At 56.5% G+C, this 22,933-nt stretch carries 17 protein-coding genes; 7 read left to right on the top strand and 10 right to left on the bottom strand.

Going from position 1 to position 22,933, the window contains the following annotated elements; all coding sequences use genetic code 11:
• Positions 1-49: 49 nt before the first annotated feature.
• The 4 genes from IVA74_RS40370 to IVA74_RS40355 all read right to left on the bottom strand — a co-directional run bounded on the left by IVA74_RS40370 (position 50) and on the right by IVA74_RS40355 (position 4,370).
• Positions 50-1,120: a DNA-primase RepB domain-containing protein gene (locus IVA74_RS40370; RefSeq protein ID WP_247353694.1), complete on the bottom strand. Its 1,071-nt coding sequence runs from the start codon at positions 1,118-1,120 to the stop codon at positions 50-52.
• Between the two features lie 56 nt (positions 1,121-1,176).
• Positions 1,177-1,677, bottom strand: a complete 501-nt coding sequence (locus IVA74_RS40365; RefSeq protein ID WP_247353692.1) for a hypothetical protein — start codon at positions 1,675-1,677, stop codon at positions 1,177-1,179.
• A gap of 1,037 nt (positions 1,678-2,714) precedes the next feature.
• Positions 2,715-3,149: a hypothetical protein gene (locus IVA74_RS40360; RefSeq protein ID WP_247353690.1), complete on the bottom strand. Its 435-nt coding sequence runs from the start codon at positions 3,147-3,149 to the stop codon at positions 2,715-2,717.
• Between the two features lie 150 nt (positions 3,150-3,299).
• The gene (locus IVA74_RS40355) at positions 3,300-4,370 is read right to left on the bottom strand and encodes a hypothetical protein (RefSeq protein WP_247353688.1); all 1,071 of its coding nucleotides are present in this window, start codon (positions 4,368-4,370) and stop codon (positions 3,300-3,302) included.
• 1,285 nt (positions 4,371-5,655) lie between these two features.
• Between IVA74_RS40355 and IVA74_RS40345 the strand changes: the two genes are divergently transcribed.
• Positions 5,656-6,582, top strand: coding sequence for a metallophosphoesterase (locus tag IVA74_RS40345; protein ID WP_247353686.1), 927 nt, complete (start codon positions 5,656-5,658; stop codon positions 6,580-6,582).
• Positions 6,583-7,158: 576 nt separating this feature from the next.
• Here IVA74_RS40345 and IVA74_RS40340 read toward each other — a convergent pair.
• Genes IVA74_RS40340 through IVA74_RS40330 form a run of 3 tightly spaced genes read right to left on the bottom strand, consistent with a single transcriptional unit; the run spans position 7,159 to position 13,185 of the window.
• Complete coding sequence (locus IVA74_RS40340) at positions 7,159-8,358, bottom strand: GIY-YIG nuclease family protein (RefSeq protein WP_247353684.1); 1,200 nt, start codon at positions 8,356-8,358, stop codon at positions 7,159-7,161.
• Positions 8,351-10,414, bottom strand: coding sequence for a DEAD/DEAH box helicase (locus IVA74_RS40335; RefSeq protein WP_247353682.1), 2,064 nt, complete (start codon positions 10,412-10,414; stop codon positions 8,351-8,353). Before IVA74_RS40335 ends, IVA74_RS40340 begins: the two co-directional genes overlap by 8 nt.
• Positions 10,411-13,185 carry a DNA methyltransferase gene (locus IVA74_RS40330; protein WP_247353680.1) on the bottom strand — a complete coding sequence of 925 codons (2,775 nt, stop codon included), beginning with the start codon at positions 13,183-13,185 and terminating at the stop codon, positions 10,411-10,413. The genes IVA74_RS40335 and IVA74_RS40330 overlap by 4 nt, the downstream gene beginning before the upstream one ends.
• 264 nt (positions 13,186-13,449) lie before the next feature.
• Here IVA74_RS40330 and IVA74_RS40325 point away from each other — a divergent pair, with 264 nt between their 5' ends.
• The 5 genes from IVA74_RS40325 to IVA74_RS40305 all read left to right on the top strand — a co-directional run bounded on the left by IVA74_RS40325 (position 13,450) and on the right by IVA74_RS40305 (position 18,275).
• Positions 13,450-14,475, top strand: a complete 1,026-nt coding sequence (locus tag IVA74_RS40325) for a hypothetical protein (RefSeq protein ID WP_247353678.1) — start codon at positions 13,450-13,452, stop codon at positions 14,473-14,475.
• Between the two features lie 40 nt (positions 14,476-14,515).
• Positions 14,516-14,803, top strand: coding sequence for a DUF4258 domain-containing protein (locus IVA74_RS40320; protein WP_247353676.1), 288 nt, complete (start codon positions 14,516-14,518; stop codon positions 14,801-14,803).
• Between the two features lie 14 nt (positions 14,804-14,817).
• Positions 14,818-15,636, top strand: coding sequence for a uracil-DNA glycosylase family protein (locus IVA74_RS40315; protein WP_247353673.1), 819 nt, complete (start codon positions 14,818-14,820; stop codon positions 15,634-15,636).
• 17 nt (positions 15,637-15,653) lie between these two features.
• Positions 15,654-16,211: a hypothetical protein gene (locus IVA74_RS40310; protein WP_247353671.1), complete on the top strand. Its 558-nt coding sequence runs from the start codon at positions 15,654-15,656 to the stop codon at positions 16,209-16,211.
• 240 nt (positions 16,212-16,451) lie between these two features.
• A complete protein-coding gene (locus tag IVA74_RS40305; RefSeq protein WP_247353669.1) occupies positions 16,452-18,275 on the top strand; it encodes a retron Ec67 family RNA-directed DNA polymerase/endonuclease in 1,824 nt (607 codons plus the stop codon).
• Positions 18,276-18,323: 48 nt separating this feature from the next.
• Here the strand turns inward: IVA74_RS40305 and IVA74_RS41040 are convergent, their stop codons facing one another.
• The 3 genes from IVA74_RS41040 to IVA74_RS40290 form a co-directional block, all read right to left on the bottom strand.
• On the bottom strand, positions 18,324-19,091 hold the full coding sequence (locus tag IVA74_RS41040) for an abortive infection family protein (RefSeq protein ID WP_247353667.1): 768 nt from the start codon (positions 19,089-19,091) through the stop codon (positions 18,324-18,326).
• An 18-nt stretch (positions 19,092-19,109) separates the two neighbouring features.
• Positions 19,110-20,684, bottom strand: a complete 1,575-nt coding sequence (locus IVA74_RS40295; protein ID WP_247353666.1) for a DUF6538 domain-containing protein — start codon at positions 20,682-20,684, stop codon at positions 19,110-19,112.
• Positions 20,685-21,057: 373 nt separating this feature from the next.
• The gene (locus tag IVA74_RS40290; RefSeq protein WP_247353664.1) at positions 21,058-21,270 is read right to left on the bottom strand and encodes a hypothetical protein; all 213 of its coding nucleotides are present in this window, start codon (positions 21,268-21,270) and stop codon (positions 21,058-21,060) included.
• A 163-nt stretch (positions 21,271-21,433) separates the two neighbouring features.
• Between IVA74_RS40290 and IVA74_RS40285 the strand changes: the two genes are divergently transcribed.
• Positions 21,434-22,714: a hypothetical protein gene (locus tag IVA74_RS40285; protein ID WP_247353662.1), complete on the top strand. Its 1,281-nt coding sequence runs from the start codon at positions 21,434-21,436 to the stop codon at positions 22,712-22,714.
• The last annotated feature ends 219 nt before the right edge of the window (positions 22,715-22,933 follow it).

The raw sequence follows: 22,933 nt of genomic DNA, 5'->3' as shown, positions 1-22,933 counted from the left end.
CGAGAAACGGTTAGCGGCATCTATCTCTTCTGGCTCCTTGGTGCCACGCCTACCGTTTTGGTCGTGGGGACGGCACCGGATAGCGAGGTCTCGTTGATGCCGCTGCCGCGGATACCGTCCGCGACGCATAGGCGTAGATATCTTTGTGGCGCTCGGCCACCCGCGGAGATGCCAGGACGATCGCGCTGGTGATCGCATCAGTATGCCATCCAGCATCCAGCATGGCCGCTGCTGCGGCAAAGTCCGCAGCGGAGTCATCAATCGATCCGTCACTTCGGGTGACACGGCATCGACGCCGCTCCGAAGCGAACAGGTTGACGGCGTTGTCAACATACTGCGCCCCGCCCAATTTGACGACGGCGCGGCTATTAGCATCCGTCCTCACCTTGATCGCTTGTTCCTGCTGAATTACCGCCTGGGCCCGGACGACCAGTTCGGCCCCCCTTGGCGCGACGGTCATCTGCGAGGCGCGGAGGCGCGCAAAGGGCGCCTTGTCGCTACCGGTACGATACTTCGCCTTCCGATTCGTGAACCCAGCAAGGCGACCAAATTGACGACTTCCAATAGCGCCCGGATCACCACCAAAATTGGCCGCAAGGATTCGCGCTGCACATAGGGCCAACTCCTTGGGTATGGGTCCGTCGCTGATCCTCACCCAACCATGAAAATTTGCGGGGCTCGATTCAATCAAGATCGCCAATGGAAGACCGGCCCTGTCCAGCCGTTGAACTGCCTCCCTTGTTAAGTCGTCGATGAGAACCAAGGGCTCGACACATCCGCCATCGCGGGCTGCGGGACGTACAAAAATATCGTGATCCAGAACATTCATGCGTTTGAGCCACTTGATCGTCTTCGGGTCGGCCAACTGAGCCAGCGAGAACGTCCGAATCCGATTCGCATGCAGGTCCGTTCGATGCTTGGGAGGCAGCACACCGATCTCGAAACGATCGCAACCAAAGCCCCTCACCTGCCGAAGGAGCTGCTCAGTCGTAGGGTCCCCGGGCGTTTCGATGTTAGCCAGGTCTGCAATCCTGCGCAGATAAGAAAATGGGCTGATAAACGGCGAGCCGACCGGCGGCCCGCCGCCCTCCGGCTGGGATTTGCGAAGTTGGCGCGCCATGTTGCGGCTCCATTTCCGGAGTGCTTCTTCAGCAGTTTCCGAACCGTCCAACACCTCTATATCCCCAACAGTGCCTTCAGCAGCCGCAACGGCGGATTTCCCGTGGCCTGGGCAATGGCCAAGCCGATGATTGTCGGCGGCACTGACGAGAGAATTCCGACGGTCAGGGCCGCTCGCCAAATACCCCGCCGGTGCCGTTGATCGATTTCCTTGGCGTAGTTCGCCACTTGGACGGCTTGGTTGCATACTTGCATTGTCGCGCTGTAGAGGGACGTTAGCGACTTTTCCGCCTTTCCCGTCGCCTCCTTTATCTCCGTGCAACAGGCTTCCGGCAGATTCGTTACCGTCGAATGCATGATCTTCAGGGAGTCCTTCACCTCGTCGGACAATGTCGCGAGAGATTTTGCGAGGGGCAGCAGCTGCGTCGCGATCTGCTCCGGAGCAGCCTTCATCTCGTTGATCTGCGCGATGCTCTCGTCGGCGGACCGACGAATTTTGTCGATCCGGGCGTCCGTAGATGCATTCGTTGACGCTCTCCAAGTCTCTCTCGATGTCATAGGTCACTCCTCTGCGTTGTAACTGAGGCCAAGAGAAAGAGCGGCCCAAGCTCGAACCTTTCATCTCGATTCCGTCTAAGCGGAACGAAATTCCGGCGATCCGGTTTGTAGTGCCAACATTGAGCTTCACCTCGATGCCAACCGCGTTAAGTCTACGCAGAAACGTGGATAGAGCGACGACATCGTCACCGAGAGCCGCCGAAACGGCCTCCTGCAACTGCCCCCGTACTGAACCGCCTCCTGAGGCACAGACTGCCATCTCTTCTTGAGTCGGCGCTCTCACATGATGAAGAGATTGGCCGCGGTCTCGAAGATGAGAGGGAGGTACCTGCACTAGGCGGAACACTCGCTCAAGTTCCGCCCTGCTCTCTTCTCCACGTCGAAAATCGTCACTGTCTGTCACCACCGAGCCGTCCGCGTTCACGCGAGATGCGGCGATGTGCAGATGATTTCCATGGGAAACTGCCGTCCAATGTAAAAAGCCCAGCCGCTCCGCGTGCAATCTGGCCATCTGTTGCTGATCGATCACCGACGGATTGTCGTCCTTTGTCCATCGGAGAATGAGGTGCGCAACGTTTTTGCGCAGAAGCGGGCGTAGCGAGGTTAGATGCGAAACGTATTGCGCCATTTCGCCAACAGATGAGCCGGGTATGGTGCCACCGAGATCGACTACGCCTTCTCGCGTACGCCTTTCGCCGTCCCGCTGTGCAAAAATATACCGCAGCAACCCGCCGGCATCTGCACCTTTCTTTATCTTGGATATCATGGACGATACCCGCGCGGCTCTTCCACGCCAAAATCGTCCGGCGGTACGTAATCGTAAGTCGCAGATGAGGACTCCGTCGAACCGGTCGAGGCGACTGAGTAAGGCTGTGGCCGGAACGGCCGTTCGGGCAATTTAAATTCCTTTACGTGAGGGAGGTCCAGCCTGCTCCGGCGGCGGTTCAAAACCTTTATGATAGTGTCATAGGAGACTAGGTCGGGTTCTGACGGATAGAGGAAGTTTGCAACGCACCGCCGAATGATCTGTCTCACGCTCATGCGTCACGCGTTTTCATCGACATCTGATCCACCACATCGAGAGTCGGGACTCGATCAGGTTGGCGCGTCTCGATGAGGAGAACAGCGAGGCGACCACAAACGTTCTGAAGTTCAGCCATTTCCTGGGAAGGCCAAGCCGGCGCACTACCGCGATGCGCCAGGGCGACCGCCTGGTTGAGAAGATTCCCCAGGCGAGCGAGCTGTGCTGCGGTTTGCAAGTCAGATTTGGGAACGGGAAAGCGGACCGTGCCCAGGGCTCGCTTGCGGAGGAAGGTTGCAATTGGAAGGCACGCCGCACTGGCGCCAGCGTTGAGCATCGCCTCCTCCTCCAGGTTGGCGCGCACTTTGAAAACCTTTAGCCGCGGGTGCGCAACCGGCGGTCTTCCGGCGCGCCCCACTTTGCGTTGGATCGTCTGACTCCAATCTGACATCAGTTTTCCCACTCAAGGCGACCGACAGGGGAGCATTGGTTTTTGGGCACGAGGGGCCTCAAAACATGGCTGGCTACTGTCTTCGCTCTCTGCTCCTTCGCGGCCTCATCGCACTAGAATCTCACAAATGGGCTCGTTCTCAAGGGCCCGCTAAATTGGCCGCATAGCCGGCTTAGATTCCCGCGATATCTTTGCGAGACATCCGACAACATCTGAGATGCCCGGCGGCTTGGGACCCCCGAACTTCATCCAATCATCCTGCAGCCGACCGACCTCGCTTTCGATGAAACGCCGACCCGGCATCGTCTCTAGGCCTCGCCATGCAATCGTTCGCGTCAAATCGGATCGGGACATTCTCGCGACTATGGAAGCAGCGGCTGGCGCGGATCCGCAGGGGATGTCCTCCGGCCTTAGCTCCGTCGATACCTTGATTGCCCAGGCTCGAATTGCCGGCCATGCTGCCGCTTCCCGGGTCTCTAATTCTCCAAGAAGCCGGGGAGCATGACCGAGTCGCAGAATGGTGTTCCAGTTGATCGTGGGGAGCGTTCCCACGACGTCGGTGGGTTCCGTTTCGTCGGTGGAATCTTCTTCATCGCCGTCAACATCCTCGGTTTGAATTTCGAGGTGCTTTGCGAGGGCCGCCGTTATTACGCAACTGCGTGTGCCAGGCATGACTGCTGCATATTCGAGCCAAAGGGCGCGCATCTGTTCACTGCCGTTAGCAGCTCGGCGTGCAATCTCGAAGGGGGCCAGAGAGCCATCCAGTCGAGCCTTTGCTTTGTTGGCGGTGCCGCCGGCAATCTCCCACGACAGCCCTTTGCCAATGTAGGCGGCGGCGCCTTGAGGATCGTGACTGATGCTTACGTGCTGCCCATTCCAATTCGCATCGAAGCCACGCTTTTCGAGTTCCTGTAGATAGCGCTCGACGAATTGTTTGCAGGCTGCGGTGGCCCTGTCCACATCCGACGTCAACATCGGAATGCCCTGGTGAACATGAAAATGCCAACCTGCTTTCGTGGAATAGGTCACCTCGGGTGCAGACAACACACCGAGAACCTGCCCCGATGCTTGTATGGCCTTCCAGGCCCGCCCGGATCGCGCGGCGCGGCTGGATTCGGTCACCGCCGCTTTTAGCTCCGCCAGGCTTTGTCCACGTTTGTGACGGACGGTTATGACCACGTGCGCAAAGATGCCTCCCTGCGCCTGGGTCGCCTCGGCCACCTTCTGCACACGCGCCTGACGCTGAATGGCGGTCCGCTTGCTGCAAATTGGACAAAGCCAGGGCGACCCGCACCTGTAAATCCCCGAGACAGAGGCTTGCGGCCGAGACCCCGTTCTTCTCACATGCAGAGTAACGTCGTCGTTCGCAGTTGAGGCGTATCCGCATCCGCAGACAGATGGGCCCCTCTTACGCGTTCCATCCTCGGCAACCGGCGGCCTCAGCAATCTTTGGATGGAATGATGGAGCTTCCACAATTCAGAAGTGGAGTTCTCTGGCTGCTCTTTAGGCCCTCTCTCACTCTGGAAACGTAGCTCCTCTGTTCTCAAGGCCGGCCGCTCCGCGGTCGGCGCGAGCGGCCCCGGTTGACGAGCAGCTACCTTGCGAAGGTCAGGATTTTGCAGGTGAATGGCAGGATCGCTCGTCGCCCTGGAGCGTGCCGAGTTGCCATCATTGAAAGTCTTGAGGGGGGCTACTGTGTTCTGAGGCTGGATTTTTTCCAGCCGGGCGGTCACCCGCGACTATCCGAACAATCGGCCAATTTAGCCCTCTATCAGGACCCTAAGCAGGGCCCTTGATAGTCTAGTCAACTAGTCTCCAAAAAACCAGATGTTTGCGGCCGTATCCTGGGGAAAGCGGGAGGGAATCGTACGACGCCAATAGAGACTCGTCATTTCGGAGTTGCCGCATCCCAAACACGGCACAGGGCCGCAACCGTTGAGCCTTTTTGGGTTGAAGAGGAAGTTAACTCGTTTTCGAGGGCGATCGCACCCTACGCTAGGTGTACGCGAGTAGTAACATAGAGTGCGATAGACGCCTGCCACGGTTCTCAACGCGCCAGGCTCACGCATGCTGCCCCGAATGGGAAGCTAAAGTGAGTTCCCGTAACATCACTTGACGAATAGGTCGGCAGCATCGATTGCTCGATGGGAGAGCAGTAACGGCCATGACCCCAAACCCACGGGCCTCGAATAAACATCGCGAGCAAAAGGAATGTGAAGTGGAGCGGACAATGCCCAAAATATATCGGCTGCTTGGTGAGGACCGACAGATTTTTTCTAGCCCCACTCCCGGCACTTTCGGAGGAAATGGCCGAATGAAGGTTTACGGTCAGCTGAATTGCTCTTCCGCCATGAGGGCGGTTGCAGCTGGCACCACCTATCAAAAACATCGAGTATTCTTCGCTGACGAAGCCACAGCAATCGCGGCTGGCTATCGACCCTGCGGGAATTGCATGCGTAGCCAATACAAAGCTTGGCGGGCCACCAAAGCCCCGAGGGGAGTGCTTTGAGCAAATCTGAGCAAGGTTACGATCTTGTCGGCGACATCCACGGTCATGCAGACGCCCTGCATCGGTTGCTAGAAAAGCTCGGCTATATCGAAATTGAAGGGATTTTTCGGCATCCAGAACGGAAAATGATTTTCGTGGGCGACTTCATTGATCGTGGCCCGCAACAGTTTGAAGTTTTTCGGATTGCCCGCGCTATGTGCGAGGCGGGATCGGCTCGCGCAATCTTGGGAAACCACGAGTTCAACGCGATCGGCTGGGCTACTCAACGTGAGGATGGAGATTTTCTTCGAAGCCATTCTGCGAAGAATGCGCACCAGCACGCAGAGTTCCTTAATCAGTTCGAAGAGAACTCGACTTCCCATCAGAACGCTATCGGCTGGTTCAGGAGCCTGCCGGTTTGGCTCGACCTTCCAGGCATTCGAGTGGTCCACGCTTGTTGGCATGAAACTTCGCGCAAGGCACTAACGTCAATGGTTGACGGGCGCGGGTGCCTCACGGAGACGGGAATCCGGGAGAGCTACCGCCATGGGACACAAGCGCATGCCGCCGTCGAAATACTCTTGAAGGGCCCAGAACAGCGGTTGCCTGCGGGAATTCATTTTTTCGACAAAGATGGTCACAGGCGGGAAGAAGTTCGACTCCGCTGGTGGGATCAGGAGGCGACAACATTTCGCAAGGCCGCCCTTGGATTGGAGGGACGGGAAAGTGAACTGCCCGATTCGAAGCTCCCAAATGACTACCGCTACCTCGAAGAAAAGCCAGTATTTTTTGGTCATTATTGGTTGAAGGGCGAGCCGGAAATCACTGCGCGGAACGCAGCATGTCTCGATTTCAGTGTCGCGAAGAAAGGCTATTTGACCGCCTATCGATGGTCGGGCGAGCGAGAGTTAAAGCAGGATCGCCTGGAATCGGTTCCGGCCTAATCAGCAATTCGCAATAACAAGGCTTTATCTTCCAGTCTGTTGGATGCCTGCCAGCCGTCCTGGGGGAGGTTCTCTACTTGGGCTGGGCCCACACTTTTTCAATGGGAATATCCTTGCCTATAATCCGACAATAGGCCTGGTGAAAAAACGCTTGGTAACTCGGCTGAGCTGCCAGCCATCCAACGTTGCCACCAGAATTCTTTATCCGGCCCTTCAACGATTTCGGCGGCTCTGGACGGGATGCGTCAAGCTTTTCTGCCGCATAAGCCGTTGCGCACTGAGAAATGAAGCTGCGGATCAGCTTCGCCTCTTGTCTATCGGCTTCTTGTGACCGTCGTTCGATCTCAATTCGCGACGGCGCTCGTTTGCGGGGTCCCTTGGTAGACTTAGGGCTTTGTCTGTTTTCAGCAGGGTCCAGGGATGTCCATTGAAGGCGGCCATCCTTTCCTCCACGCATGATTGAGCCGCCGCCCGAAAACGTGTCCCGTGTGCCCACTAGTCCCCCCGTTCAGGCGTTCAACATAATACTCTCAGCCCGCTTTTCGCTCAAACTCCGCCCAGCGTTCAAGCAGAGCATCAAGTCTTGGCATTCACCAAGGCTGCTGCCTTGGGATCGTAAGCATAACCGGTAATCGTTCCATCCCTGATCCGCTCGACAGCTTCGTTGATAACGAACAGTGGCGCAAGGAACCATTCGCGCGGGATCACAGGATTGCCGAACCGATCCTTTATTTCGATGTCCAGTCGCGCGGGGTCGAAGACACGATGGATAATGTTCTCAAGCTTCGTTCGGTTAATGTTGTAAAGTTCATAGGAAGCGACGATTTCCACGTCAGCCATCAGGAAGGTCGGGTCAAGTTTCGCGTTCGCGATGCGCCGTCCAACGTCGCCGCTGGTAACCCCGATTTTGTGCAGAACATTGCGGTGAGCGGCAACAACCGGATGGTCAGACTTGCTGCGCAAGACATAGATGGTGCCACTCGCTAGATCGCCGTCATCGGCTTCAGCGGAAAACAGCGGGCCAGCGGTAGGCTCCGATACGCGACGGCTTGTTTCATCCTTGTAAAGCGCGCGCTGAAGCGAACGGAGCAGGATATTGCTCTCCGTAGCGTTCGAATAGATCACACGCAGGCGCGCGTCGAACTCGCCATTTGGAGCCCTTATTTGTTCACCTACATCCGCGATATACGCAGTTTGACCGCCAAGGACAAAGAACTCACCTTCCTTGATGTCCGCTTTCAAGAAACCTGCATCCTTCCTGATCTGCCGAGTGATCCTAATGCCGGCCTCAAGCTCTTTTGCTACGCGGGCAAACAGGGGCTTAAACTGCTCGAAGTCTTCACAAACGGTGCGGTTGGCGATTTCCTCGGCGGCGCGCTTGTCGGCGGCGGTACGAACATGGCGAAGCTCGGTGATGTCGGACGCGCCTGCAGCGCCCTCTAGCTCGGCGAGAAGCTCGTCATCGTCCATCGTCTCCACCGGCGCAGTAGGTGCATTCTCCGCTCCGGCCAGGAGCGCCTGGTGATCGAGCGGCGCGAGAAGCGAACGGCATTCCTCAAACGCACGCATGCGATCGAGGCGCACGGCATACAGTCGCTCGAAGATGCCCTTATCTTCGCCATGCTGCGGCGGCCGTCCGTGCTGTTCGACGAAACGCTGGATTTCCTCAAAGCCCGCGATGATGCGTTCCTCACGTGGCGAGCGCCCGCCACGCGCCTCGGGCTGGGCGAAGTCTTCGAGTTCCGCGCGCAATTCGTCGAGATCGAGGTCACTCATAGCGACCCTCATCCTTGAAGCGGACGAAGGCAGCGGCACCTTCGGCCATCCGCTTTTCCCAAGCGTCCGTCGAACTGATGGAGGGGAGCCGGCCGCGCTCCTTTTTGAATTTGACAGCGCGGACAGCCAATTCCTTGGCGTCCTCCGGTGTCAGGCTGGTGCGCTTAGCGGCAATCGCCGCCGCGACTTGCTTCAAGCTGTCCTCGCTCATCGTCTTGGCGAGGATCGCGTAGGCTTCGCCGAACGGATTTATGCGGTCGATAAGGTCGATATCCAGGTCGCGCACGTCCATCGCAAACTTTCGGACCCCGTCAATCAGGGCGGTGTTGGCGGTTGGCTCAGTGTCACCGCCACCACCGCCAAGCGCTACCTGTTTGGCCTGCTGGGTCAGGTTGAGAGCGGTGATGGCGTGCTGACGCACGGCCTCCTGATCTTCCTCGTCGAGTTCGGGATATTTGTCCTTGATGATCTTGCCCATACGAACTTGTGTCAGCTCCTCGGGTACGAGCTCTTCGTCAAACAGACCGCGCTCGATGGTGGTCTTGTCCTGAACGAAAGCGGCGATCACCTCGTTCAAATCCTCCTGGCAGATTCGCGCGGCCTCCTTGCTCTTGGGTTCGGTCAGCCCTTTGATCTCGATCTGGAAGCGCCCCGTCTCCTCATTGAAACCGACATTGCACTTATTCGGGTCGTAGCCACCTTCGCCATAGTCAAAGCCTTCCACCGGGCCACTTGCCGGATTCTTGGGCTTGAACTCGAAGCGCGGCGCAAGCACCTGCTCCATGAGAAGGCTGGCTGCGATAGCCTTCAGCGTATCGTTCACAGCTTCGGTAACGGCTGCTTCCGAAGCATCCGGTTCGGCAATGAGGTTGGTGAAGCGCGTGCGGGTCTTGCCTGGCGCGTCGCGGGTCGCACGGCCGATAATCTGCACAATCTCGGTCAGGCTGGAGCGATAGCCGACAGTTAGCGCGTGGTCGCACCAAATCCAATCGAAGCCCTCCTTCGCCATGCCGAGGGCGATGATGATGTCCACATGGTCGCGGTTGTTCTTCTGCGCGGGGTCTTTCAGCGCAGCGGAAACGCGGTCGCGCTTGGTAGGGTCATCATCGACCAGATCGGCGATGCGAAGGATGCGGCCTTCCGGCGTCTTGACCAACTGGAAGCCGGTCGTGGGATCGGCCCCTTGCCATTCGCCCAGCGCCCCGATGATGTGCTCGACTTCCTTGATCTTGTCCTTCGTGCTTTCGCGCGAATTGACGTTCGGAATGTGGACGATCGTTTTCTCGGCGGGGTCGAGCACATTCAGGATGTCGTCGGCATAGGAGCCGGAATAGAAGAAATAACCGATGTCGAGTTGCTTGAGATATTCGTAACCGTTGAGCTGCTCGTAATAGGTGTAGGTGACGGTATCGAACTTCGTCTCATCCTGCGGGGCAAGCACGGCTTCTGCGTCACCCCGGAAATATGAGCCCGTCATCGCCACAACATGCACGCGGTCCCGAGCCATGAATTGACCGAGATGAAAGCCGAGTCTGTTGTCGGGATTGGCCGAAACATGATGAAATTCGTCGATGGCAATCAGCCGGTCATCGAACGCTTCAACGCCATATTGATCGACGGCGAAGCGCAACGTGGCGTGGGTGCAAACTAGCACTTTGTCACTGCTTTGCAGGAACGCCTCGACGGACTTGACCTTGCCGCCATTGTCCGAGCCGGGGGCATTGCAGAGGTTCCATTTCGGCTCCACACGCCAATCGGCCCAAAACCCATACTTGGTCAGCGGCTCATCATTGAAGCTCGCGCCGATTGATTTCTCCGGCACGACGATGATGGCTTGCTTCAGGCTCTGATTGTGAAGCTTGTCGAGCGCAATGAACATGAGCGCGCGGCTCTTGCCTGAGGCTGGCGGCGACTTGATGAGAAGATATTGTTCTCCGCGTTTCTCATAAGCGCGCTCCTGCATGGGCCGCATTCCAAGAGCATTTGCCTTAGTCGAATTTCGGTTGCGGGCATAGGAAACGGAGACCGACGGGACGGATTTGGTTTTTTCTGTCACGCGCTTGCCTCCGCCTTGCGGCTTTTTAATTGTGCCCTGCTCTTGGTATAGAGCTCGAACAGCTTTTCCAGACGCTCGGTGTCGTTGCGAAATCGACGACCGATATAGATGCGCTCAAGCACTTCGTCATTGCGTTCGTGTGCTTCGCGAAGGTCAGCTGGCATGTTGTGCGGGTCGTAGAGATCGGCGATTGTCGCCGGGAAATGCGCCTCGCGCGCTAAAATGATGTCCATGGCGCAGCGTTCGAGGTCGGTCTTGTTTTTTTCGGTAAGAATCGGCACCGGGAAGGTGTTCCAGCCAAGAGTGTTGGAATACGAGAAGCGCATTTCTAATCGGCCGCAAACTGTCCCCATCCATACCCAGTGGAGCCTGGATGCCAAGATTGAGAAATAAAACAGATCACAATCGTAGAAGGAAAAAAGCTGGCTGCTGACTATTGTGCCGGCCGGAAGCAATCCGACGGGCAAATAATCCCTGTTCTCCGAGGTTATTCGGGGCAGCGCAATGATTGTTTCGTTACCAACCTGTCGTCGCTCCTCAAACTTATGCGGTTGGGAGGCACCGGCTCTTGTTGGCGCTTTCTGACTTTCGAGCCTCATTTGTCGAACAGCGCGAAGCCGCTCAGCAATAGGCTCTATGCTCTCAGCAATTGGCACTTCGTCGTCATTGATCCAAAAACAATAACGTTCCAAGCCTTTCACGAGCTCGGCAGCGCCAAATACACGTCTGATAAATTGTGCGGCCTTTGGAGAGGTCTTTTCGAGCGCTTCCTTCTCAGTGCGATCCAGATAAAGGTGCCCCCCATCAACTGCTTTACTTCCAAAATCCATTTCTGAAAGTTCATCGGTGCGATGCCGACTTTTATCGACAATGATGTCCTTTGAACCTACCAGGTAGGCATTGATATTCGGAACAGCTCTAACAATGTTTGATGAATCATCCCCGCCCTCAAACAATCGGCATTCCCGCGGCACCTTGTTGCTGCCAATTCCTACGACTACTACTGTAACCCCAGCATTCCTGCTCGCCAAATTTGCCCATTTAAATGAGGTATGGGCAAATACAATCCTCTGCTTTAAGTTGAAAACAAAGGGCCATAGGCTCGGCACTTGGACCCCTTGGCAAATAGAATTAGTGCAGACGAAGGCGCTTGTGGCATCGACATTCTGACTGTAGCGGGCTGCCTTCATGATCCACCCAGTTACATAGTCAAGCGAGTTCCAAGTGCGCGAAATGCCGTCGAAAACTCGCTGAAGATCTGCCTTTTGGTCCGGAGTTTGGTACTTGCTTCCGCGATAAGGGGGATTCCCGCATATATACGTCTCACCGCCTTCATTCTCGAAGTCGATCTGCGCCTGATCGAGTGGCGTATGAAATAGGTCTTCTGCGTGGTGTTTTACTCCCACCCCCGCCGGCGGACAGATGCTCATCCAATCCAGCCGCAGCGCGTTGCCGCAGGTGATCCAGTTCTCCGTATCGAGAGGCAGAAACTCCGCGAGCGCTTCCTTCTGACCACGATAAAGCACATCGCACTGAAATTCCGCGATGATCAACGCAAGGCGCGCGATCTCAGCCGGGAAGTCGCGCAACTCGATGCCCCGGAAATTCGTGAGCGGGATTTCAGTGCGGTGGTCCGCTTCGCCGCGCCGCTTGTTAATCTCGGCTTCGATCCCCCTCATTGCCTTGTAGGCGATGACTAGGAAGTTCCCGGACCCGCAGGCCGGATCGAAGACCCGTATTTTCGCCAAGCGTTTGCGCAGATTGAGCAACATGCGGGCGTTGTCGCCCGCCTCCTCAAGCCGCGCCCGCAGGTCATCGAGGAATAGCGGGCTCAGCACTTTCAGGATGTTCGGCATGCTGGTGTAGTGCATCCCAAGCGCGCCGCGCTCGTCGTCGTCGGCGACGGCCTGGATCATCGAGCCGAAGATGTCCGGATTGATCTTGGTCCAGTCGAGATTTCCGATATGGAGGAGATAGGAGCGCGCAATCCGGCTGAAGCGCGGCACGTCCAAGCTGCCCGAGAAGAGCCCGCCGTTCACATAAGGAAACACGGTGGCCCAACGGGGAAGGTTTGCGGCGGCGCGATCCTCGATCTTTGTGTTCATAGCTAGGAACAGCGCGCCGATAACCTCATGGGTATTGGACGAGTCCCGCGTGCTCATCTGCTCGATCGTTGACGTGAACAGGCTGGCACCGTTGAAGATGTCGGTGTCTTCCGCGAAGAAGCAAAAGATAAGCCGCGCCATAAAATGATTCATGTCGGGGCGGCGCTCGGTGGTGCCCCATTCAGGATTGTCCTTCAGAAGCTCGACATAAAGTTTGTTTAAGCGGCTGGTGGCCCGGATGTCGAAGGAGCTGTCGCGAACCTGCTTGACGGTCGTGATCCCGGCCAGCGGCAGGAAGAAGCCGAAATGGTTCGGGAAGTCGGTATAGGCGCACGCGACCGTCTCGCCGTTCGCCAAGTCCTCGGCCTCGAAGGTCTCTCCATCGGTTGCCAGAACGAATTTTGCCTTGGCCCGGGCGGTCGCCGGGCTGGCTTTGAGTGCAGCAAGCGTCTTCGTGACCTCGCCGGGGACGGCGACGGCGATATGGATGTTGTTGGTCTGAAGCACGCCGGCCAGGTCGGACTTGTTCGACTCGCCCTTGCGCAGGCGTTTGATCGTCGTCTCCTTGTTGCCGAAGGCTTGAAGGAAGGCGAAGGGGAACTCCTCGCGGTCGAACGGCTGCTCGGCGAGCGCCGAGATGGCTTCTTCGATCTCTACGGCGTTCATACTCCCCCGCGCCTTTTCGTGATTCGCTTGGTCATTGCCCGACCATACGGGCTTTTCGCTCTAATCACTGTGATCGATCCCTCCGCACGCAGTAGCCCGGCCTCATTCCGGTAGCAGCCGATGCCTCGGGACGACCCACACGCGCGATCACCCTCAACACTTGAGAGGCAAGAATGAGGATATTGTTTGGTCACGATTTCACTTGCCATAATTTTGACGTAATTTTGAGGGATATAAGATGACGATACCTAATCACATTTTCACATGAAAGCCCGTATCAATATGGACACTAAATCAAATTCGCAGATTCCTGCAGAAGAGCGCGCCACGATTTTTCATGAGCAATACGGAAGTGATGGCGATGCCGCTGCAACGCTCGCCGATATTGTAGCCGCCGCGGGTAATTTCCTCACTCGCATCGTCGGCAAAGAAGAGGTGGATGCCGGGATGGCCCGGATGATTGCTGGCGTGTTGAACGCCTCGGGCGGAAAACTTGACGACCCATCTGAATGGCGCGAAGCCCTCGATGGAGCAAGCAGCTACTGCTACTCGGAGTGGGTACTCGGTACTCATTTGCACGATCTGGCCGCCTATGCCCTCTACGGTATCGTCCTGGATGGCGCCGAAAACGCGGACGAACGTGAAGAGAATCTTGGGAAAGCGATCAGCCACGCTGAACAATTTCTCCTGGCTACGCCCGCCACCCAATGGGGCATCCCTACAAACAGCGACCTCCACCGCTTTGTGCTCATGGCTCGCAATCGATGGGCGCTGGATCACGGACAGCCGATTGAGCCAGCCGCGCTGGCTGTTTTTGGCGGAGTCTCGGAAGGCCGAATTCGCAATATGATGTCGGGCGAGAAGCGAATCTTCTCACCTGTGGAGGGCAAAATTCCCGCCCAGGAAGCCCTTGCTTGGCTTAGCGATCGCCCGGAGTTCTGGAACTCGATCTGGCGTGAACAGGCTCTGCCTCAATATGGAGCCAAGCACTCCCCGCTTGAGCGCGCCGTCTTCGTTCCAGTCGCGCGCGATGACTCGACTTTTCACCCAGGTCTGAAGCGTGGTGGCGGGTACACAATCGGCGCAAAGGGTTCGGAGATTCAGGTCGTCGATTTCGAGGAAGCCCTCGGCGAACTGCAACGAATGCCGATCCCATATTGGCGTCGGCCGAACGCCGTCGGGAATTGGGGCACCGTCTCCGGCGTGCGATGGGCGCGGCTTGAAGCAGCGGATTTGGAAATCCTGGCTAACAATCCAAACCATCGAATCCCCGACAACGGGCGGGCCTGAACGCCTGTCGGTCTCAATCGCCCAATGAGTGAGGATTGCCATGGAACCGGATTATCAATTCACGCGCCATGCACGCGAGCGTTCCGCTGAACGGAGCATTCCACCATTCGTCGCAGAGGCCATCATTGCCTATGGGCACTCGCGCGAGGCCGGCGATGGAGCGCGGAAGTACTCACTAGCCAAAGGGAGCATGCGTGAACTCCGCCAGGACGCTGGCAGCGCCTTCACCAACATCATCAATTTCTACCGTCGCCGCAATGCCTACGTGGTCGCCGTTGGCGACCGCATTGTCACCGTCGCTTTCGCGTCCCGCCCCCTTTTTTACTGAGAGTACGCACAAAAATGGACAGCAAGCTTTTCTCTTCCTTTGCTCCGATACTCCGCATCTTGTCTGAACCCGAACTCCGCGCCGAAATTGTAGAACCCAGGCATTTGCTGATCGACGAGGGGGACGTGCGGGGAAAGAAAATTCATGTGGCATATGCGCCTTTTGACTACGTCAATCTCGGGGCGAAAATTGTTATCGTCGGGCTGACACCGGGAAGGCAGCAGATGGAAAACGCACTCATTGCGGCCTGGCATTGCCTGAAGAATGGTCAAGGCGAGGCCGACGCTATGCGCGAAGCAAAAGTGTTTGCCAGCTTCTCAGGTCCGATGAGAACTAACTTGGTCGCGTTGCTCGATAGCATTGGCTTGAACCAAGTTTTACGAGTCGCCACGACTAGATCGCTTTGGGAAGCGGACGCGCATCTCGTTCATTTTACCTCTGTTCTGCGATATCCCGTCTTTATCGATGGGAAGAACTATAGTGGGGCTCCGACACCCCTAGGGGTACCTATTCTGCAAAAACAATTGATGAACTGGTTCGCCTCCGAGCTTGCACTTCTTCCGAATGCGCTGCTCGTCCCGCTTGGCCCCGTCGCCGATCAAGCGGTTAATATGGTCGCGCAACAAACCGGGTTTGATCGTCGTAGAGTACTCTCTGGTCTTCCACATCCAAGTGGAGCGAACGCAGAACGCATCGCATTCTTCCTCGGTCGCAAGCGCCGCGAAAATCTTTCGTCAAAGGTCGATCCCGAAAAGCTTATCGCCAGTCGGATGAACCTCACTGGAAAGGTAGCAGCCTTGACGGGCGGCCTTTTCGATCAAGTATTTATCTGAGGTAGGAGCATCAAAACATGGCAAGCCCGCAGATCGATGCGTCGAAAGTTTTCGAGCAAGGCGACTGTTTTTTTCAGACGCTCGCGATTCTCCGCAACGCTGTGGGCCCAGATGACGTTCAGCTAAGCGTGACGATTGGTGAGCCGGCGATCGTGATTGGCGCCCTCACCATCGAGCTGTTTTTGAAATGCCTCGCGTGCATCGAGACGGGGGCGGTACCTTGGGGTCATAACCTGAAGGAACTTTACGACGCACTTAGCCCCGCAACGAGGGCTCGAATTCAGCAAAATTGGGATAACGATATTCTCGTACACAGGAAGAGCGAGTGGGACAGGATTGAAGAGGGGCTTGGACGACAAATTGCTAGGGACCTTCCGTTCGCTCTCGCGGCTGGGAGCAAAACTTTCGAGCGCATTCGCTATAGTTACGAAGGCAACACCGCGGACCTGCAATATTTCTTACATGACCTTCCGCAACTTCTTGAGCAAGTCATTTTGGAACAGAAGCCCGAGTGGACCGGGCTTCGGAGAGCGTATCGCCCACTCACATCTTCCATCCCCCGGTCAAAGGACTAAGTCTATTCTGCACTCCACCTTCGAGACGAGATACTTCCTGCCGAAGCCTTGAGCAGCTTGCTTTGAGCGGCTTTGCCGCTACATTGGTCTACAAGCTTACAGGCAGATTTGTTATCGTGTTTCGCGGTATATGAACCAATGTCAGGGACGCTGCTCCCTATACGATCCTCGATGCATATGGCCAATGGCCCATGCGACGCGTAGGAGTGCCTGTAAGCCCTTTTCCCTTGGTGATTTGCATTGTCGATCCTTCAATCCCTTCGCGCTGCAAAAACCCGATATGATCTAGCGGCGCTGCTTGGCTACAGTCCGAGCGGCTTGTCCTTCATCGTCTATCAAATTCCAAAGGCCGCAAAATACACGACCTTTGATGTTAAAAAGAAGGACGGCGGGCAGCGACGAATCGATGCACCGATTCCAATGCTCAAGGCCTTGCAAAAGCGACTCGCCGGCATCCTTTACGAATGCCTTCGCGAACTTGAGGAATCTGATAAACGCAGGAACAATCTGTCTCACGCGTTTCGCAAGAACCGATCCATCATTACAAACGCGATGGCTCACAGATCACGCCGCTATGTGCTGAATCTCGACCTACAGAATTTCTTTCCCAGCCTGAATTTCGGACGCGTACGCGGCTTTTTCCTCAACAATAACCAGTTCAAGTTGGCCGAACCGGTTGCGACCACCCTCGCCCAGATCGCGTGTAACGACGGAGTTTTACCGCAGGGAAGCCCGTGCTCTCCGATCTTGTCCGAGCTACTAACGCATTTCCTCGATATGCGGATGGTCAAATTGGCCACCAAAAGCAGGTGTTCCTATACGCGTTATGCTGACGACATCACTTTCTCAACCAACCTGAAAGCGTTTCCAGCTTCCCTTGCAGTTGCGGTTGGAAGTGGCTGGGCGCTCGGCGATGAGTTGAAATCGCGCATCGAGAGTGCCGGATTTACGATTAACGAGGCAAAGACCCGAATGCAGGTTAGGGGTAGCCGCCAAACTGTGACGGGGCTAACGGTCAATGAAAAAGTCAACATACCGCAAAGCTACTATAAACTTGCACGCGCGATGACGAATTCATTGCTCACCACCGGCACCTATAAGCGCGACGGTGTAAACGACTCTTCCGTACAGCGACTTGAGGGCGTCCTTAATCACATCTATCATATCAAAGAGCGGCAGATTGATCTCGCGATTGATGCTGAAAAGAACAAGGAAAAGCGTCACGCACTGCATGCCGAACGAACCACGCAGAAGAACGAATACCCGTCGGCGATACGCCTTATCTATTTTCAACTCGTCTTCTTCAAGCATTTTATCGACCTAGCAAAGCCGCTCATCCTTTGCGAGGGACCGACCGATTCGGTCTACCTCAAAAGTGCGATTCGAAAACAGGCGGCACTGCATCCGAAGCTGATTTCAACCAAGGACGGGAAGACTTCGCTCAATGTGCATTTTTTCAAGTATTCAAAGCAGTCAAAGGACCTTCTGCAGCTTCGAGGCGGCTCACCCGATCTGAAGTTTTTTCTTGAAGCTTGGAAGGAAACGCTCGTCAAGTTTAAACACCGCCCGATGAAACACCCGGTGATTGTGCTGATCGATAATGACGATGGCGCAACTCAGATATTCAAGCTGCTTCAAAGCAAAAAATTCGGTGTCACTATCGGTCTTGCGACGGACCTTCCCTTCTACCATCTCGGCGAGAACCTCTACCTTGTCAAAACACCGATCAGGGGTCCCGACAACAAATCCTGCCCAGAAGATTTTTTTGACCCGGCCGTGCTGTCAACAAAGATCGACGGCAAGACTTTTAACCCCAACAAGGAGCACGACGCCCCCGGCGAGTTCGGCAAGGTGGTCTTTGCCGAGCGAATCGTGCGGCCGCAAGCTGGTACCATCGACTTCTCGGGTTTTGATCCCCTTCTGGCTAGAATCGATGCCGTGCTTGATGACTACGCCAAACGAACAGCTCCAGGCCCAGCAGCCGCTCCATCGCCTCCCGCAGCGGGAGCGGCACCAAAAATGAAGAAGCGCCCGAGGGCAGCCACCGCGGCGGCCCAGCCCTGATGCAAGAATCGCATGGCCGTGGGTGGCGGCCGGCCCATTGAATCCGGCTCAAGATTCGAATCGAGAAGCGTCAATGCTTTTTACGAACCGCAGTACGGCGCTGATGGAGTCAAAGATGAAACGCGCCTCCGCCTTCTCCAAAAGGACATTATCGTGGGCCAGGCTTTGATTGTTGCGGATATGGTTGAACTTGTCGAAAACACCAATCGAGTTCTTCAGAATCTGTTGGGTCATTTCCCGCAATTCTCGCTCTTGAATGACACTTTTGACGTATTTTCCGACCCGACTCTGAAGCGGTTCGCCGCGATCCCACCTGACGCCTCGCTGGTCGAGCAAATGTCCGAATTTTTTTGCGCAGTAGGTGTGTAATCGATCGAGGGCTGCCGATGGCTTATCAGCTAAAATATCGCGTTCTATAGCGGCGACGAGCTCTTCGAGAGTTTCGTCCGCTGAGAAGCGATCTATGGCGTCCGTTCGAGCTACCGCGCCGCCCCCTTCGATCCTGGCCAATAGCTCGAACAGCTTCGCTTCTATTGCAGCATCCTCAGGCCTTTCGGGAAATATTGCTCGACGGTATTCCCATAGACTGCGAAAAACACGGGAAACGACAGCGGCATCCGCCAATCGCAAGAAGGTACGCAACCGGTTCATTTTGGAAGTGCCATTTGCAGAATATTTGCGATCGTCGATGTCTATCCGAAATTCATCATCGAAATATTCCCGAAATGTCTTATCCGAAAAGTTGAGCACGTAGCCCGCACTCGACTGAAATGCGTTGTCGATTGTCCGGATATCGGAATGCTTTAAATCTACCACTTCCTGCTCCAGTCAGCGCTACGTTTGGACTGTTTTTCGACGACGATCCACCGTGAGTGCAGCCTTCACTTCGTATCGAGGGTGCTTCTTGATCTCAGCAAGCATAGCATCCGGCGTGACCTCGCCATACTTTTCACCTTCGGTGCGCGGGGCATGACCTTGAATGAACTCCAGCTTTATCCAATCCATTCCGCACTCGCGACCAACCGTCTTGAACCTATGCCGCCAGCCGTGGTTGGGCTGCACGCGCTCGTCCTTGATGCCCAGACCGCGCACCCATTCCGCGAGTTTGTTGCCGACGGAGACATAGGTGGGATTCTTACGCGTCTCTCCTCGCTGCCGTTTGAGCGAATAGAACAACGGCTGCGTTCCTTTCTTACGTTTTGCGAACTCCGGAAACTCTTGTTCAACGAGGTGCGGATGGAGAGGAACGAGGCGTTTTTCTGACGTCTTAACGTCGCCAGCCTCGGGCGTAATCTCGATGCACCAAATCCCGCCGATCTTTTGAACATCTTTGGCGCGAAGCTGCGTCATTTCGTTTACGCGGGCCCCGCTATACGCACACAACCAAGGCACCCAGCGACGTGCCGCCCTGTTTTCCGGCGTCATGAGATCGCTAAATGAAGCCAACGTGGCAGAAAGAATTTTTTGAGCTTCCTTTTGCGTGAACCCCCGCATCTTTTTCTTCGATTTGTCGCTCACTTCGACGAAAACGTCCGCACTGGGGTCAAGCGGCAGTTTGTGTTGTCTCTTTGCCCAACCAAAAAATGCCTTCATCGCGGCGATGTACCCATCCTTGATCGTGAGGGGCGACAGGTCAGTCCGCTGAAGTTGGTCCCGCCAAGCAATAAGATGTGCGGTCGTCACTTGGCTCATGTCGTCGGTGCAGACGAGCGCCATTAGAAGATCGAAATATGGCAGCCATTTCTTAATGGTTTTGGGACCCGGCTTCCTGGCTTTGCAGTAGTCTCCCCACAGCCGATCGAATTTGTGTTCAGGATTCTGCGCCCCAGCAGTCACAAATTTTGGAAACCGCGCAATCTTCGGGTCTTCGCTGTAATCGCCTTCCACGTTCCGCGAGAACGTCTGCATGGCCTGTATCGCGGCCAAATTCGCGGCGTCCAAGATCATCGAGTGGGTGAGTTCGTCGACGAGATATCCATGGCGGTGGAGCATCTCGCGCACCCGCCCACCGTGGAGGTTTTCTAGCCTAGCTGACCGCTCAGCCCGGCTGAAAGCCGCTGAATTTTGCACCTCCTCGCACATGCCTAGGAAAATTGGCAAACCGATGAAGCCTTTGATTGGTTCGCCGGTTTTGCGCTGAGTTAAGAAATCGTCATAGATTTCTCGGGAGAGGGCGACGCATTGGCGATGAGTGAACGATTGCTCGCCCTTTCGCATCTGATCCCACCGGTCTTGATGCTCGGCAGCGATGATTCGGAATTTGGCTTTCGCCTCCCGCTCATTTTTGGTGCGCAGCGAGACCTTCTCGAACGGGTATCCCACTTGGCCAACTAAGTCGGCCGGGACCCGCTGCCGGAAATAATAAACGCCGCCCGGATGCTTCCACGGAGAGGCCATTCGCAAACCCATGTGTACCACCTTTGTGTACCACCGGGCCGTTACGAAAGTCCTTATTTCACAGGTTTATTCGGATTTTGCAGTGTTTCTAAGGGCTTTTGGCGGAGAGGGAGGGATTCGAACCCCCATTAACCCACCCCACGTTTGCAAACCGCGGTCCCGCACGTCGGCTCGCGCCGCTGATGCTGATGCTGATCCATTGGCCGCGACCACCGCTTGAATTGATCAGCGACCGTTCCGGATGTATCAATGAGACATCCCTCGCGTCGAAACATTAATCGGCCAAGTCTGGGAAATCAAAGGGTTACGCTGGAATTGGTAGCGGGAGAGGGACTCGAACCCCCGACCCCAGGATTATGATACAAGGTGTGAGGGCTCTGGGACGTTAATCTGTTAAGTATTGCAGGTTCTTGCTAGAAAAACTCGCCCTCACGCGCCACGAGACGCTTGCTTCGACGAGGTAGCCCTGCTTTTGTTTGTACAGGAGTTTGTACGGGAAGCCGGGGAATATGGACGCGAAAGTCGAAAGGCCGAAGGGCAGCCAGCGGCGCTGGCGCATAGGTCCCGACGACGTAAAGGCCGCGATCGCCGCGGCCAAGCTGGCACGTCCCGGCGACGATGCGATCCACGATCTCAACGACACCGAACTGAACTACCTAACGTTGCGCCGTCGCGGGAAGAAGGTTTCATGGCTGGTCCGCGCGTTCCGGAAGACGAAGGTCATCGGGACGCCCGTGGGGATCCACGTCGACCCGGCCTACTTGACGCTCGCCGCTGCCAGGCAGAACGCGCAGCGCGTCTACGTCGAGCTCAGCGAGGACAAGCCGGCCGAGCCGCCCGCCCCACCGCCGCCGTTGTCGTGGACGGTCTCGCAGCTATGCCTCGGCTACGCGGCTTATATGACCAGCGGCCGCTGGCTCAACGAACGCACGAGGCCCGCGTCCCCTTCGACGGTGAACGACATCCGCCAAGCATTCAGCCACGAGGCAGTGCAGATCCTCGGGCCCATGCCCCTTACCGATCTGGATCGCCAGACCGTCGAGAAAGCCCGCGACGCGATCGAGGCCAAGGTCGCCGGCGCCGGCGTCCACAGGGCGAAGCGCAAATTCATCGTCTGGTTCAAAGCCGCCATGGTATGGGCCGCGAAGAAGCATCCGTTCACCAGCGGCCTAAAGGACGGCATGGACAGATGGTGGGAGCGCTTGGCCGTCGCCGATCCATCTCCGGACGAGCAGAAAGCGATCAAGGCGCGCCGGAAGCTGCGCCTGGCGCGCAAGTCGGAGCTGACCGTCGCGGAGATCGGAAAGGTTCTTGCTGCGCACGAAGAATACTGCGCCGGCCGGACTGGCCGCGACATGGTCAGCCCCGGCGTCCGGTTCGGGTTGTGGTGGACAAACTTCACAGCGAATCGACGCTATACCACCGTGAAGCTCGAGCGCTCGAATTTCCTCCGACAGGATCCATACGGCGCACCGGACTGGGGACGCGCGATGTGGGAAGAGGACCAGATGAAGGCGAGGGAGATCTTCTGGCTTCCGTTACCGCCGGTCGTCCGGGACATCGCGACGTTCTCGATGATCGACTGGAAGCAGCTGACGAAGAACGAACACGGCGATCTCGATAGTGCCTGGGTGTTCGCGTCGACGCGGCGCACCGGACGGGACCCGGGCAATGATGACGTTTCAACCTACCCAAGCGCGCTCAATGAACACGTCGGCAAGCTCCGCGCCGTCGGCGCGCTCGATGGCGTCAAATATTACACGTTGCACCTCGCGCGCGCGGCGATGACCGCGTTTCTAGAGAAGAACGTCTCGCCACGAGCCGCGTCGGTGACCCTGGCGCACGCGCTCGAGGATAAAGAGCAGTCCGGCATGTCGGACGTCACGCGCGAGTATTACTCGGTCGACCAGCTGATGGAGGAGAAGGCCGTCGCAATGAAGGCGTGGAGCGACGCGCTCATCGAAACGTTCCTTGATGCCGGCGGCAAGATGCCGGCACCGTCGGCGCAGCAACGCAAGCCAAAAACGAAGCTCCGGCCGTAAAGCCGCGGTTCGCGGACCCGCACGAACGAGCCAGATCCATGGCTCTCGTGAACGGTGATGGCAGGCTTACCCGCCGATCTCGTCGCCATTTCGCGAAGCGTTTTTCACCGCTTGCAAGAGTCGCTCGCGTGTCACCGTCGACGCCATGGCCTTCCACAAGGACTATGCGGCCAAACGCAAATGGAATGTGTGTGTGGCTAGGGGACGAGCGCTGTGAAT

Source organism: Bradyrhizobium sp. 132 (assembly GCF_023074185.1).
GTDB lineage: Bacteria > Pseudomonadota > Alphaproteobacteria > Rhizobiales > Xanthobacteraceae > Bradyrhizobium.
This window is presented reverse-complemented; position numbering and strand designations above follow the sequence as displayed.

Excerpts from the sequence above, each read along its gene's own strand:
- IVA74_RS40370 (WP_247353694.1), bottom strand. The coding sequence starts at position 1,120 with ATGGCGCGCCAACTTCGCAAATCCCAGCCGGAGGGCGGCGGGCCGCCG.
- IVA74_RS40365 (WP_247353692.1), bottom strand. The coding sequence starts at position 1,677 with ATGACATCGAGAGAGACTTGGAGAGCGTCAACGAATGCATCTACGGAC.
- IVA74_RS40360 (WP_247353690.1), bottom strand. The coding sequence starts at position 3,149 with ATGTCAGATTGGAGTCAGACGATCCAACGCAAAGTGGGGCGCGCCGGA.
- IVA74_RS40340 (WP_247353684.1), bottom strand. The coding sequence starts at position 8,358 with ATGAGTGACCTCGATCTCGACGAATTGCGCGCGGAACTCGAAGACTTC.
- IVA74_RS40330 (WP_247353680.1), bottom strand. The coding sequence starts at position 13,185 with ATGAACGCCGTAGAGATCGAAGAAGCCATCTCGGCGCTCGCCGAGCAG.
- IVA74_RS40325 (WP_247353678.1), top strand. The coding sequence starts at position 13,450 with ATGAAAGCCCGTATCAATATGGACACTAAATCAAATTCGCAGATTCCT.
- IVA74_RS40320 (WP_247353676.1), top strand. The coding sequence starts at position 14,516 with ATGGAACCGGATTATCAATTCACGCGCCATGCACGCGAGCGTTCCGCT.
- IVA74_RS40315 (WP_247353673.1), top strand. The coding sequence starts at position 14,818 with ATGGACAGCAAGCTTTTCTCTTCCTTTGCTCCGATACTCCGCATCTTG.
- IVA74_RS40310 (WP_247353671.1), top strand. The coding sequence starts at position 15,654 with ATGGCAAGCCCGCAGATCGATGCGTCGAAAGTTTTCGAGCAAGGCGAC.
- IVA74_RS40295 (WP_247353666.1), bottom strand. The coding sequence starts at position 20,684 with ATGGGTTTGCGAATGGCCTCTCCGTGGAAGCATCCGGGCGGCGTTTAT.